Source organism: Mesobacillus boroniphilus (assembly GCF_018424685.1).
GTDB lineage: Bacteria > Bacillota > Bacilli > Bacillales > Cytobacillaceae > Mesobacillus > Mesobacillus boroniphilus_A.
The window spans coordinates 441,288-455,001 of the sequence record NZ_QTKX01000003.1 but is presented as its reverse complement, the minus strand read 5'-3'; the positions used below and the strand labels follow the sequence as shown (position 1 = coordinate 455,001).

Below are 13,714 nucleotides of genomic sequence, written 5' to 3'. Positions count from 1 at the left end.
CCTTTAGACGAGTAGTCCTTTTAAAATTACCCGCATACAGGAGGTGTAAACCTAATGTCCAACGTTTATTAAATGTTTCGAAATGCTGAAACGGCTTCCTTCTGTATCGAAGAAACCCTCTTCAAGTTCTCCGCAGTTGCAGTCAATTCTCTCACGGTGTCTCCCTGGTTCGTGAATCCTGCAGCCATTTCTGATATTCCTGCTGAATTTGTATGTAAAATTGACATTGACTCCCGGTTCATCGTAGTCAGCTCGGAAGTTTGCTCTTTAAGGTCATCTGCATAGTGCGCAATCCTGTCAATTTCCCTCTGGATGGAAAGGATTCCTTCCCTCATATCAGAATACTGCTCATGTACATTCGAGAATAACCTGCTTCCTTTCTGCACCTCTGAATTTCCGCCAGCCATTACTTCAACCATTTTAATTATTTCTGTTCTCACACTTTCAATTACACTCTGGATTTGTTTAGATGCTTGAAGAGATTGTTCAGCCAGAGCCCTGACTTCGCCGGCCACAACAGCGAATCCTTTTCCCTGTTCCCCAGCCCGGGCTGCCTCGATTGCCGCATTCAATGCTAAAAGATTCGTTTGATTAGAGATGCCAGAGATAATGCTGACGATTTGATCAATTTCATTCGTTTTTTCAGCTAATTTTTCCGCATTAACAGCAGCCTCGCTGGTGATATGGTTCATATGTTCAATTTGTGCACTCGTTTGACCAATTAACTCCATGCCCACTCCGCTTTTTGCGACGTTGGCCGAGGACATTGCATCAATGGCATTGGCCAGTTCTGCAATTTCTTTGATCCTGTCTTCCATATTTTCAGCAATTTCATTCAGATAAGTATATTGCTCTTGTTGCCGCTCGGCCCCAGCAGAGATTTGCATAATGGAAGAATTGATTCTATCGCTCTCTTTTTCATGCTCATGAGAACTTTCATAAAGCTTAATGGCTGAATCAAGAATCAATCCGGTGTTACTTTGGCTTTGCGAAACAAGAACACGTAACTTTTCAATCATTTCATTGAAATGGGATGTGAGCATACCCATTTCATCCATAGTTCCGCTTTCAATCTGTATCGATAGATCGCCATTAACCATTTTCTTGGTGGCATCCGTTAAACGATCAATTGGCCGGAAAACGTTCTGAAAAAGGATCAATATAAAAACAATGCAGCCAATTGATATAAGTGTTCCAGCAATAGTAGTTGAATACAAACTCTTTGACACTAATTCGGATGTGCCAGAGCTATCTTTATAATGATTCAACAAATAAAAATTATAAACTGTTGATATTGCATATACGAAAAATAACATGCCGAAAAATGAAAAAACCTTAGTCTTTAACGAAATATTAACAAGTCTGCGCATCCTGCCCGCTCCTTTTAACCTTCAACAAACTCTTAGGGGTACTAGTATATTCTTCCTATAATATCGGAATGATTGAAATATTATTAACCCCTTCCCCCATCTTTCTCACGAGTTTTCCAGCGCCGTCACAAATTGTTCGATAATATCAGCTGGGTTTTCGATCCCAACGGAAATCCTGACTAATCGATACGTAATGCCAAGCTCTGCTTGAGCCTCTGGAGGCAGTGCGCGATGGGAGGTTTTCAGTGGATGAGAGACAGTCGTTTCTACTCCCGCAAGTGTTGGGACAATTTTTATCCATCCAAGCGATTTGAAAAACTGGTCTGTATCCACGTGTTCTGCCAGTTCAACCGTCACGATGGCACCGAAGCCTTTTTCACCTTCAGCAAATGGATAGTAAACCTTTGCGACATTCTGATGTTCACTCAAACCGTCAGCCAGCAACCTGGCATTCTCCGATTGAGCCTTCATCCTTAACGCGAGAGTCTTCAAGCCCCTGCAAGTCAGCCACGCTTCAAACGGACTAAGGTTCGCACCAAGATTCACGATTCTTGCACGCGCTTCTGCAATCAGTTCCTTTTTGCCAACGACGACACCTGAAGTGACATCACTGTGACCTCCAATGTATTTCGTCGCGCTGTGGACGACCAGGTCGGCTCCGAGTAAAAACGGGCGGACATGCAGTGGTGTAGCGAAAGTATTATCAACTAATACAGTAAGACTTTTTCTCTTTGCCAGCTCAATGACTTCCTCCAATTTTTCAACACGGAGGAGCGGATTCGTGATTGATTCGGTGTAAAGAAGCTTCGTATTGGGTTTGATCGCCTGTTCGACTCTGTCCAACTCGGAAAAAGATACAAATGTCGTTTCGACTCCAAAGCGTTCAAGCTCGGCTTTCAGCATATGGAAACTCCCTCCATATACATCATCAGCCGCAACGATATGATCACCATTCTTCACTACTGCTAGGACACCTGCTAAGATGGCAGCTAAACCTGAGGAAGCCGCTACCCCATCTTCCGCGTACTCAAGCGCCGCAACGGATTGACCAAGTTCATCTGTATTCGGATTTCCTACCCTTGAATACAAGTAATTTCCTTCTCCCTGATAAAAGCCCTCAAGCTCATCAAGGTCATTAAAGGTAAATGCCGACGTCTGATAAATCGGTGTCGCCTTGCTTTTAATCCCCTTTGGCTTGTTATGTATTGAATGCAGTACTTCCGTTTCAAATCTTTTTTCCATATGCTCACCTGCTTTTATAATAGTAAGGCTTTTTCCGAATGTGGATGCAAAACCACGAAAAAAGCCTATAATAAAAACCTCTCCCAATTAGGAGAGGTTTCTGTTCAATCAGCCTCTCTTATCTTCAGACTGCATCTTCAGGATTTAGCACCTTTCATTTTGAATATGAAGGTTGCCGGGGTTCACAGGGCCTGTCCCTCCGCCGCTCTGGATAAGAGTTATTTCGGTTCTGAAAATAGTTTTTAATAGCTGCAGTATACCAGCACCACTGGCAGCTCGTCAATGACAGTTACCAGACCGGAAACTCAATCTTCCGGGTCACTGTCAAGCAAGTCCCACGGCGTTATTACGCCAATTGGCTTCCCATGGCGGTCACCCGTTTCCGTGATGATGACTGCCTGCAGCTTCTTGCCTCTTGTATGGTAACGCTCGAACAATTCTTCAATATGATACAAGGATGCATCCTCATCAACAAAGGTCACAAAATAATTTTTCCCCTTCGTCAACAGTTCTTTGACACGGACATCCTCGAAATGCACCACACTGTCGGAAAAATGCTTCGCCATCCACTGGATGATCTCCGTGGAAGTCAGTAAGGCAATATACTTATCATCCTTGTCATAAACAGGGAATCTTGTAAAATCAAACTTATTAATTACCTTTAGAACATCTTTAAGATAGGCATCCTCATAATAGTAAAACACAGGGCAGGTCGCGATCGACAAAGCTGTCTGAGGTTTCTCAAACTCCCTGGCAATCTCCTCAATCCGTTCGACCACCTCAATATGCGGCTCGGCAATATAATAATCAGCGTTCACCCGCTCATGGACAATCGCATTGCGAAGCTTTGCAAACTGGTGCAGCTCACTTTTATATTTACGTACTAATGAATGATTTTTATAGCCGGAGTACAGAAGCTCGACAAATGCATCGCTGTCCGTCCCCTTCACCATTTCCTTCAACGCTTTATGAATTCTGTTAAATGCCGTTTCGAATTTTCCGGACTGCTCCTTATGCTTCACCTCATGGTCTCCTGAAGCTTTAGCTCCTGAATCGGGATTTTGATTCGATGAATTCCTACCACTCTCATAGGCACGCTTTTTCCCGTTGCTGTTTTTGGATTGATTGGAGGATGGTTTGCCATTACCGTTATCAGCCTGCATGGAAGATGAGTTACCATTACCGCTGTTAGATTGATTCGGTGACTTTCCATTTTCGCTTCCTTTATTGCCATCATGCGTTTGATTTTTTTCACTAACACGCTTCAACCTGTTTTCCTCTTTTTCCTGCGGCTTAGGGTTAGTTCTCATATATGACTTTTTCTTATTGTTACCAGTCTGATGATTCTTCTTGTTTTTGGAACCTGACTGTTGATTATTTGATCTATGTTTAAACTGAGTATTGTTAGCCAAAATAGCCCCTCCGTAATTTCAATTAACTTCCCCTTCTCATTACCCCAATTACCGGTTTTACTAATCATGGATATATAATGTAAAAATACCAGATACACTTTAAAGTTTGATACAATAAGTATAGTACATACATTACTAATTCATAGAAGATATTTTTAATAGAAAAGGGTTTGATATTTAGTGGCTGCAACGAAGAAAAAAAGAGTGATCAAAGAGATAACACAGCTTGTGACGATAACTCTCGGGGCAATTATCGCGGCATTCGGGCTTGATATGTTCCTCGTTCCTAACGCGATCCTTGACGGCGGGGTCATCGGGCTTTCGATTATCGCCGCGGAACTGACTAATATCTCGATGAGTATATTCCTTATTGTGTTTAACCTGCCTTTCCTTTATATCGGGTATCGGAGAATGGGCCTGAAATTCACGCTTCGCACCTTATATGGAGTCATTATTTTATCCATCTCGACTGCTTATTTACATCACTTTGACGCTGTGACGGATGATTTATTTTTAGCAACCATCATCGGCGCGGTTATCCTTGGAACGGGTGTCGGTTTGGTCATCCGAGCAGGTGGCGCACTGGACGGAACTGAAATCATCGCCATCCTTGTCAGCAAAAAGCGCACCGTTTCTGTTGGACAGATTGTCATGGTCATGAACCTGTTCATCTTCATACTGGCTGCCTTGCTCGTGTTTAGCTGGGAAACAGCCATGTACTCAATCATCACCTATTTCATCGCATTCAAGATGATTGACGTCGTCGTCGAAGGGATGGAAGAGCTTAAATCGGTCACAATCATTTCCGATGTCCCGGAAGAAATCGCCGAAGCATTGCTAAAGCAATTAGGCCGCGGCATGACCTATATCCAGGGCCAAGGTGTTTTTTCAAACGAACCAAAGAAAATCATCTACACCATCGTCAGCCGGATCGAATTATCCACCGTGCGCTCCGTTGTCGATGATATCGATCCAAACGCATTGGTCGCCATTGAGAATGTCGCCGACGTTTCAGGAAGCAATTTTGATAAGAGTGGCGGACATTAATTAAGGGCTAGAAACCCGTTAGAATCACCAGTTGGTCGAATAATCCTTGAATGTGGTCGAAAAAATAAAAAATCCGCCAATATATTTCGAAATGTGGTCGAAATAACTTCAAATCTGGTCGAATTATTTAATTTTTCGCCAATAAAATCTTGAATGGCTCGACCGATGATTGAATTCATCGATATATTAAAGGCAAGTGTCCTGTTCTTGAAAAAATTGCTATAAAGAGAGCCCTGGCGAAGAAATCGCTAGGGCTCTCTGCTGTTAATCAATCGGATTGTTGAATTTCTTTTCTTTCTGGCCAGTTGTGAATTCGACTAATTCTTCGGGTGTATTGTTGCCTTTTTTCTTGTTGTTGTTGCGCTGGGCGTTTCCGTTGCCGAGCTTTTGTTTACCCATGCTGCCTCGCTCCTTTTGATGGATTCATGAAGTAGTATGGATTTTTTCCTCGTCGTTTATTCTTAGTTCAGGAGCCTGACGCACCCTTGTTGCCTGCTCGTATGCATAGGCAAGCCTGATCAACAATGGTTCGCTGAAAGCAGTACCGGTGAAAGTGATACCGACCGGCTCTCCCGCTTCTGTAAATGCAGTTGGAACCGTAACGGAAGGGTATCCCGCCTTTGAGCCAATCGTGGAACCGTCCATCGGGAAAAGGACAGCATCAGCGCCGTACTCCTTCAATGCATAGTCGATTCCCTGCTCCCTTGCCATGTAAAGGTTATATTCGAGTTCCTCCAGGTATTCAGGCTCGGTCAGTGTTCCGCTTGTCGCTTCGGATTCCAACAGCACTTCCTGGCCGTATTTCAGCATTTTCTCTCCATGCTCATCATTGAATGCAATCAAGTCTGAAAGTGTCCTGATCGCAACATTCGGTAAGAGTCCGTTCAAATAAGCATTCAAGTCAGCTTTGAATTCATAGCTCAGAACCTTATAGCCCCAAGTCGCCTTAGTCGCTGGGATTGCTGCTTCGACTACATCAGCTCCAAGCTCTTTCAATTTTTCTACCGCCTCTTTAAAAATCCTCTCCTGTTCCTCGGTCCATTTGCCAATATACTCTTCCCTGGCAACAGCAATTTTTGCTCCTTTTAGTGCCTGATCATCAAACAGGACATCGTGTCTGAAATCAGGTAAATCCACCAACGTTGCTGGGTCTTGCGGATCATGGCCAGCAATCGCTTCTAAAAGAAAAACCGCATCCTTGACAGTTCTCGCCATCGGTCCGGCCGTGTCCTGAGTGTGGGCAATAGGGATGATTCCGCTGCGGCTGACCAGGCCTACTGTCGGTTTAATGCCAACCAAAGAATTTTGTGAAGCTGGATTTAAAATCGAGCCATCTGTTTCTGTTCCGACTGCTACGGCAGCGAAATTAGCAGCGATTGCTGCGCCGGAGCCAGCACTTGAGCCACCGACATTAAATTTCCCGCGACCATATGGATTCAGTACCTGGCCTCCGCGGGAGCTGTAGCCGCTCTTCATTCCATTTGCCATGAAATTTGCCCACTCCGTCATATTGGTTTTACCAAGAATGACCGCGCCCGCTTCCCTGAGCTTTGCGGCGACCATGGAATCCTTCTGGGCAAACGAATCCTTCAAGGCCAGCGAACCAGCACTTGTATGCATTTTATCGTTTGTATCAATATTATCTTTCACTAGGACCGGAATGCCGTGTAAAGGGCCTCTGGGACCTTTCAGTTTTCGTTCAGTATCCAGCGCCGCCGCAATCTGAAGAGCATCGGGATTTAATTCAAGCACCGAATGGATTGTTTGATCAAAAGCAGCAATACGGGCCTGATACATCAAGACAAGATCATGTGAAGACAGCTCACCCTTCTCCATTTTTTCCTGCAGCTCATCAATTGTCGCTTCTGGCAGCCATTCTGTCATCAATGTATCTAAACGTGGATTTTTCACCTTCAACAACTCCTTTCAAAATAAACTACGGAATATATTCTGACTCCTTTTAATAAAACCCTTTATTTGCAAAACAAAAGCTATAGGAACAGGTCCTATAGCTTCGATACTCATTATTCTGGGTCTACAATTTTACCGCCAAAAAATTCTTTTTGCACTGGCGTAATATTGAGTGCATTGCAAATTTTTTTCAAATCGCGTTCTTCACGTTCGTTGACAATCGAGATGACGGTTCCCTCTGCACCAAAACGGCCAGTGCGTCCAGAGCGGTGGACGTATTGGTCCTGCTCCCTCGGGAAATCATAGTGGACAACGTGAGTGACACCTTTAATATCCAAGCCACGCGCTGCGACATCGGTGACAAGAAGCATTTCGCTGCTGCCGTCCCGGAACTTATTCAAATAACGCTGACGGTCCTGCTTGTTCAAATCACTGTGCAGCTGGCCGACGTGGATGTCTTTGAACTTCAATTTTTCAGCAGAGATGGTCAGGTTTGGGATATCTTTAATAAAAACAAGTGATTTGGTTCCATTTAAGCGGGCAATCTTCTCAAGGATTTTGATCTTGTCACGCTGTTCGCTGAGAAAGTAAATATGCTCGACTTTTGCAGCATCAATCGTGTCATCCTTTTTTACATTGATAATCTTAGGTTCTTTCGCCAACCTCTTGATTGATTTTTCAACTGTCTCTGGAAGAGTGGCTGAAAATAATAACAGCTGTCTTTGATCCGCCAGTGTTGATTTTACGATACTTTTTACCGTTTCATTATGCTCCGGGGTAAGAAGCTGGTCGCCTTCATCAAGGACGACTGTATGGACTTTGTGCATTTTCAGCTTTTTCTGCTTGATCAGCTCATTCGTCCGCCCAGGCGTTCCGACGATGATTTGCGGGCTCTTTTTCAGCTTGTCAATCTGGCGCTTTAAATTGGCCCCACCTATCAGGCTTGCCGATTTGATATCGCTGCCTTCTCCCCATTTCTGGACCTCAGACAGGATCTGCATGACTAGTTCCTGTGACGAAGCGAGGATGACTACCTGTGTATTCTGCATCTTAGCATCGATTTTATTTAAAACAGGAAGCAGGTACGCTAAAGTTTTACCAGTACCTGTCGGTGATTCCGCGATGACATCTTTTCCTTCTATTATTAATGGAATCGCCGTCGTCTGGACAGAAGTCATCGTCTCGAATCCAGCTTTTTCCCAGGCCTGCTGCAGGAACGGTTTCAGTTGTGCGATAATTGGTTGAGTTTCTGACATGATTTTCTCCTTAAGTTAAACATTCTAGTATTGATACTAGCTAAAACACGATTATAAGTCCAGTATTCCCCCGAAAAGAGGCATTTTGCAAGTTTTATTTAAGAAAAAGCATACTTTTATAGAGCCGTTTTTTAGTTAACTCCGTTTTATTGGCGGTTTTCACAACTTTATTGGCGAACTGGAAAAAAACCATCATTATTTCCAAGTTACGAAAAAATTGAACGAGGAATCACCCGATGTTTCCACATTTCACAAAAAGACATCGAGTGAAGAACCCCACCCTGTCTTCTAAATTCACAAAAAGACATCGAGTGAGGACCCCACCCTGTCTTCTAAATTCATAAAAAGACACCGAGCGAGAAATCGCCCGATGTCTTCTAATCCCAATCTTATTTATGGATCCAAACTGCACCAGCAGAGTTATCCTTCGCTTCGCCGATGACCTGGAACTTCAATCCGTAGTTAGGTAAGATTTTGCCTGCATCCGGAATTAGTTCGTTGATGTACTTGTTTGAATCGTCAAACGTTGTCACGCCTGGAAGTCCTTTGTAATCAAAGATTCCGCGTGAAGGTGAATTCACATACCAATCAGTAGCCTGGTCAAGTGAAAAGGCTGCGTCAGAAATCTGATAGCGTGTGCTGTTCTTTACAGAATCCTGTCCATTCAGCTTGCCTACGATTGCTTCTGGGTGAGAGTCAACTACACCGATGAAGCCCTCGCCAGGGTGTACGCCAACCCAGTTATCTGTGAAGCTGTCGTCACCGTACCAAACAACCAATCCAGTGTTGTACTTCACGCCGCGAGCCTGAAGCAATCCTTTGTCAGATCCAGCATAGTTTCTCCACTCAAGGTAGTAGTAGTGGTCTTTATCAAACAAACCATTTGAAGAGATAAAACCATCAAGAGTTACTTGCTGAGTGCCTTCTGCATCGTCAGAGAAACTAACTTCTCCGTCAACAGTCAAGCTCAGATTATCCATTGCGAAACCTTCAGGAGCAAGTCCGCCGTCCGTTACATAATCAAAAGTCAATTTCACTTTCTGACCTGCGAACTGACTAAGGTCATAAGACTTGTCAACCCACTGTCCTTGAGTTGTTTCCATGCCTCCAGCAGTGTTTTCATCACCAATTACATCAAGCTCAACTTCTGTACCATCTTCTGTTACCGCATTTACAAATACATAGTCATAATCGAATTCTACTTCGTACCATGCTTTATAGCTGAAAGTAGCGTTTGTTGCATTCGTTAGGTCGAATACAGGTGTTTCCAAAGCAGTATGCAGGTCATCACCTTTTGTGCTGTAGTAGTACTTCTCGCCGAATGCCGGCTTGATGCCTTGAACCTTTTTAGATGGAAGGTTCACTTTTACAATGCCGTTATTCTTTGACTTCGTTACGCTCTGGTCGATTACCGCAGTTAAACCATTCGCATCGATGTCTTCATAGTTTACTTCCGTAATGTTCGCCCAGTTGCCGCCCATGATTTTTTGGAAGTACTCCTTATTCTGTGGAGAGAAGCTTGTAGGTTCTGTCCCAGCAACCTTACCGTTCCAGCTGCCTCCGCTCATGATGGACCAAGAAGCTACCGGCTCGCCTTGTCCAGTGTATTGTGTGTCATACTCGTCTGGAAGACCTAAGTCATGTCCGAATTCGTGTGCGAAGACGCCAACCGCTCCATCTTCAGGCTCGATTGTGTAGTCGTAGGCACCCATTGATCCGCCCCAATATGGAACTTGTGCAGTTCCAGCTGTTCCTGGTACACGATATACACCATTCAATACCCAGCGGTGTGACCAGATTGCATCATCACCAAGCTTTCCGCCGCCAGCTTCCTGGCCGACACCAGCATGAAGGACCATCAAGTGGTCAACAAGTCCGTCCGGCTCGTTTTGGTTGCCATCGCCATCAAGGTCATATAAATCAAATTGGTCAAATTCAGAAAGGTCAGTTCCATCTGCCACCGCAGCCTTCAATGCATCCTTTACGAAATCACGAGGTCCTTTTGGACTTAAGTTGTCATGACCGCCTTCTGGATTGTCATCGCCATACTCCTTTGCAGTGCCTGGCACAGTCACCCAGTTTGTAACATGGCCGTCAACAGTATAGCTGCCGCCGGATTGCTCTTCATAATACTGTTTGAAGGTTTGAACCTTCTCACCGTTGAAAAGTGTGAACTCTTCATCGCCAAAAAGCATCTTCTCATAATGCTCACGGCTGAAGTCGTCAGAATACATGTAACCTTCTTCTTGATCGATAGTATTGTGCTTGAAATCAGCGAACTCAGCCAGGATTACAAGAACCTTGTCAGTCCTGACTTCTCCCTTATAAGAGGCTTGTTTTGCTGAATCTACTTTTGCATATCCTGTAGGTTTTCCTTGCTTGAAGTTTTCATGCCCTTTTTCAAGCTGCTTAGTCAGCTTGTCTTTCTGCTTTGTTAAAAAGTCCTTAGACTTCTTTGCCATTTCATCTTCTGCAGTATGCTTATCTGTCTTGCCTGCTTTAGCACCCTGCTTCTTCTTGATATATTCTGTTACCGCTTTGTTGATTTCTTCTGACGAAGCATCTTTAGCAATAAGCCCTCTTTCCTGCAAAGCCTTTGCCAGGCGATCCTGGTCAATGATATTTAAGTCTATGGGTGCAGATACAGGAGCTGTCGCAGCTTCGACACTCTTAGGAGCTACAGTTGGCCCTGCAAATGATCCAGCAAATAAAGTAGAAGCAAAGACAGCACTTGCCGCTACGCTAGAAAGAACCTTCAACGAACTTCTCTTCTTCAAAAAAATAACCCCCTGCTATTTTCCAAGTTTTGATTTTTCATATATTCTGAAGAATCTGATTGAAATTGTAGCAAGGTTTTTAAATATTGTAAATTTTTATAATATAATAATATTTTCCTATAAAAACCAGCATTTCTTACTCGAAAAAGCCTTTTTATAAAATAAACTCCGTCTTTTTTCCTGTTTCTTCATTAAAAATAAGTGTATATTAAACTATTTTACCAATAATATTTATTGGGAAAATTTCTTCGAGTCTCTAAATTTGATTCTATTGGACTAGCTTAATATTGGTGATTCCCCAAAAATAATTAAGGAATTATTCAAAGTAAATTGGTACTATTTACATTAACGATTGAACTCCACTGCCTGTGGTAATGTATTGTAGAACCTTTTTCAAGGAGTGTTTAAACAATGAAGGAATTATTAAAGGAATTGATCCTGATTGACAGCTCCACAATGGAAGGGGCCAACCAGGCAGTCGAGTTTTGCAAACAATGGCTGATTGAGCATGAATTACAACCGGATTTGATTGAAAATAATGGATATAAAATGCTCGTCTGCGAAATTGGTGAGGGCGATAATACCATCGTTTTCAACGGACATGTTGATGTGGTCAGCGGTAAAAAGGACCAATTCGTTCCCGTTGAAAAGGATGGCAAAATCTATGCCAGGGGCGCGGCGGATATGAAAGCTGGCGTTGCCGCGATGATGGTTGCGATGAAAGACTTAAGAAATCAAAAGCTCGGCGTGAAAATCCAGCTGCAGATTGTCTCGGACGAAGAAATCGGCGGCAAAAATTGTACAGGCTACCTCGTTGAAATTGGCTATCGCGGAGACTTTGTCATCTCCTCTGAACCAACACAGCTGGGAATAGCCTTGCAGGCAAAAGGGGTCTTAAGGCTTGAAGTAGAGGTGACAGGGAAATCAGCTCACGGCAGCCGTCCGTGGGAAGGCGAAAATGCAATTGTCAAAGCCTATAAAATGTACGAGAAACTGCTTGAGTTGCCTTTCACCAAGGAAAGCTCAGAGTTTTATCAATCACCTTCTATTAATCTTGCCATCATCGCAGGCGGAGAAGTCTTTAATAAGGTTCCAGATCGCTGTCTCATGTCCCTTGATATTCGATATCTTCCGGGGCAAGATCCCGATTCCATTGTGCAGCAAATTGAAAGCATTTCAGATGGTAAAGTTACCGTCGGCCTAAAAGGAATCCCAGTCGCAACAGAGCGGGATAACATATTCATCACACAGCTGAAACCGGTTCTGGAAAAACATATTGGTGGCGAAGCAGTGATATTCGGCCAGCACGGTGCGGCTGATACCCAGTACTTTGCTGCGCACGGAATTCCGGCAATCGAGTTCGGACCAAGCGGAGCCAACTGGCACGGCGATGACGAATATGTCGTTCTAGAATCGCTGGAAAAATATAAAGAGATTTTAATCGATTACGTCAAAACCTATTAAAATAAACTAAAAGACAGCCACACGGCTGTCTTTTTAACTGCTTAATCGATATTTCTTTGTCCATGAGTAAATCAATAATCCCGAAACTAACAATACTTGCAGCAAAAAGACAACCGAATCCCAAAAACGGATGCTGGTGATTGGTTCAAAGAATCCAGGCATCATGATTTCGTTCACAGCGAACATCATTTGCGGGATGTAGTAGTAGGCGGTGATGATGAATGTGAGTAGGATGCCAGCTAGGTAGAAAACCGCATATCTTCGGACAACCTTCTCTTCCTCGGCAAATGTTTCCGTATCTGGCACACGGAGAAAAGGCAGCCATTTCGCTAAGTAGTTACGTCCATTTTCCATCAGATTATAGCAGCCAGAATTATTTTCGATGACGTAATATAAATCCGTCTTCATAAACACAGCTGCCTGATAGAAAAGGCGGATAAGTGTGTCCAGCACGATCAACTTCAATAGACCCATTGTGAGGGTACTTTCGCTCGTGAAGATCTGAGCTGATAATGCAAGGAACAATACCACGATATCAAAATTCATCCCAGCAAGATAAAGCTTATTGCGCTTTTCAGCAGGTAACTTCCACACCTGGGACATATCCGTCTCTAATACAACAAAAAACAGACGGTTCCCCACTTCAATCTTCGCTGGCAAACCTTCAGACCTTACGGCAAGCACATGGCCGAATTCATGCAGGATCACAAGGAAGAAACTGACCACCAGCAATGCCACTATATTTTGGAACATTAGGTCAAACACAAACAGGTCAAAATAGCGCGGGAATAGGTCCTGGTTAAATAGAATTAAGCCTGCGCTTGCAATGAGTAAAAGAAAGTACATCTTTGAGCTGATGGGATTGAAGAAGAAGCGGCCTAGGGTTTGTGGGAGCCACAAAAACCCTGTTTGATTTTTCTGCACTGATCCACTTAATATTTCTTCTCCGTTAAGCTTGCTAATTAAGTTTAATTCAAGGAGTTGAGAGACAAAGTTCAATATTTCTATATCTTCATCAGGATATTTAACAAGCAGTGCTTTTTCCACTTCATCAAGTGATCTTTTATGATTGATTAGTTCAATAGCGACAATACAAACTTCGGGCATTTCGTAAAATTCACCATTCATTACATCTTCAACAATATAATGTTTTTGATCTTTTCGAATAGCTAGTTGTTTAAGTGTTACATGAGTTTCATAGGTAAAAACCATACCCATCACCTTATTAAAGTAAT

General features: G+C 43.3%; 10 protein-coding genes and 1 riboswitch. Of the genes, 2 read left to right on the top strand and 8 right to left on the bottom strand.

Translation table 11 applies throughout. The features are described from left to right. Positions 1-68 precede the first annotated feature (68 nt). The 3 genes from DYI25_RS19535 to DYI25_RS19525 form a co-directional block, all read right to left on the bottom strand. Positions 69-1,370 carry a methyl-accepting chemotaxis protein gene (locus DYI25_RS19535; protein ID WP_213372058.1) on the bottom strand — a complete coding sequence of 434 codons (1,302 nt, stop codon included), beginning with the start codon at positions 1,368-1,370 and terminating at the stop codon, positions 69-71. 105 nt (positions 1,371-1,475) lie between these two features. Next, a complete protein-coding gene (locus DYI25_RS19530) occupies positions 1,476-2,612 on the bottom strand; it encodes a trans-sulfuration enzyme family protein (protein ID WP_213372056.1) in 1,137 nt (378 codons plus the stop codon). Between the two features lie 115 nt (positions 2,613-2,727). Then, positions 2,728-2,830: riboswitch (SAM riboswitch) on the bottom strand. A gap of 87 nt (positions 2,831-2,917) precedes the next feature. Next, positions 2,918-4,024 (bottom strand): CBS domain-containing protein, encoded by a 1,107-nt coding sequence (locus tag DYI25_RS19525; RefSeq protein ID WP_249745555.1) that lies wholly within the window; start codon positions 4,022-4,024, stop codon positions 2,918-2,920. 180 nt (positions 4,025-4,204) lie between these two features. On the opposite strand from DYI25_RS19525, the gene DYI25_RS19520 reads away from it, so the two are divergent. Further along, a complete protein-coding gene (locus DYI25_RS19520) occupies positions 4,205-5,071 on the top strand; it encodes a YitT family protein (RefSeq protein ID WP_213372054.1) in 867 nt (288 codons plus the stop codon). 264 nt (positions 5,072-5,335) lie between these two features. Here the strand turns inward: DYI25_RS19520 and DYI25_RS22695 are convergent, their stop codons facing one another. The 4 genes from DYI25_RS22695 to DYI25_RS19505 all read right to left on the bottom strand — a co-directional run bounded on the left by DYI25_RS22695 (position 5,336) and on the right by DYI25_RS19505 (position 11,015). Continuing rightward, complete coding sequence (locus DYI25_RS22695) at positions 5,336-5,470, bottom strand: hypothetical protein (RefSeq protein WP_260983522.1); 135 nt, start codon at positions 5,468-5,470, stop codon at positions 5,336-5,338. A 24-nt stretch (positions 5,471-5,494) separates the two neighbouring features. Beyond that, a complete protein-coding gene (locus DYI25_RS19515; RefSeq protein WP_213372053.1) occupies positions 5,495-6,982 on the bottom strand; it encodes an amidase family protein in 1,488 nt (495 codons plus the stop codon). A 113-nt stretch (positions 6,983-7,095) separates the two neighbouring features. Next, positions 7,096-8,238 (bottom strand): DEAD/DEAH box helicase, encoded by a 1,143-nt coding sequence (locus DYI25_RS19510; RefSeq protein ID WP_213372052.1) that lies wholly within the window; start codon positions 8,236-8,238, stop codon positions 7,096-7,098. Positions 8,239-8,627: 389 nt separating this feature from the next. After that, the gene (locus DYI25_RS19505; protein ID WP_213372051.1) at positions 8,628-11,015 is read right to left on the bottom strand and encodes an immune inhibitor A domain-containing protein; all 2,388 of its coding nucleotides are present in this window, start codon (positions 11,013-11,015) and stop codon (positions 8,628-8,630) included. Between the two features lie 411 nt (positions 11,016-11,426). Between DYI25_RS19505 and DYI25_RS19500 the strand changes: the two genes are divergently transcribed. Next, on the top strand, positions 11,427-12,479 hold the full coding sequence (locus tag DYI25_RS19500; protein WP_213372050.1) for a M20 family metallopeptidase: 1,053 nt from the start codon (positions 11,427-11,429) through the stop codon (positions 12,477-12,479). 33 nt (positions 12,480-12,512) lie between these two features. On the opposite strand, the gene DYI25_RS19495 is transcribed toward DYI25_RS19500, so the two are convergent. Beyond that, positions 12,513-13,691 (bottom strand): hypothetical protein, encoded by a 1,179-nt coding sequence (locus DYI25_RS19495; protein WP_213372049.1) that lies wholly within the window; start codon positions 13,689-13,691, stop codon positions 12,513-12,515. Between the last annotated feature and the right edge of the window lie 23 nt (positions 13,692-13,714).

Bases quoted from the DNA above. Each gene is read 5' to 3' on its own strand.
- DYI25_RS19510 (WP_213372052.1), bottom strand. From the start codon at position 8,238: ATGTCAGAAACTCAACCAATTATCGCACAACTGAAACCGTTCCTGCAG.
- DYI25_RS19530 (WP_213372056.1), bottom strand. From the start codon at position 2,612: ATGGAAAAAAGATTTGAAACGGAAGTACTGCATTCAATACATAACAAG.
- DYI25_RS19535 (WP_213372058.1), bottom strand. From the start codon at position 1,370: ATGCGCAGACTTGTTAATATTTCGTTAAAGACTAAGGTTTTTTCATTT.
- DYI25_RS19495 (WP_213372049.1), bottom strand. From the start codon at position 13,691: ATGGTTTTTACCTATGAAACTCATGTAACACTTAAACAACTAGCTATT.
- DYI25_RS19500 (WP_213372050.1), top strand. From the start codon at position 11,427: ATGAAGGAATTATTAAAGGAATTGATCCTGATTGACAGCTCCACAATG.
- DYI25_RS22695 (WP_260983522.1), bottom strand. From the start codon at position 5,470: ATGGGTAAACAAAAGCTCGGCAACGGAAACGCCCAGCGCAACAACAAC.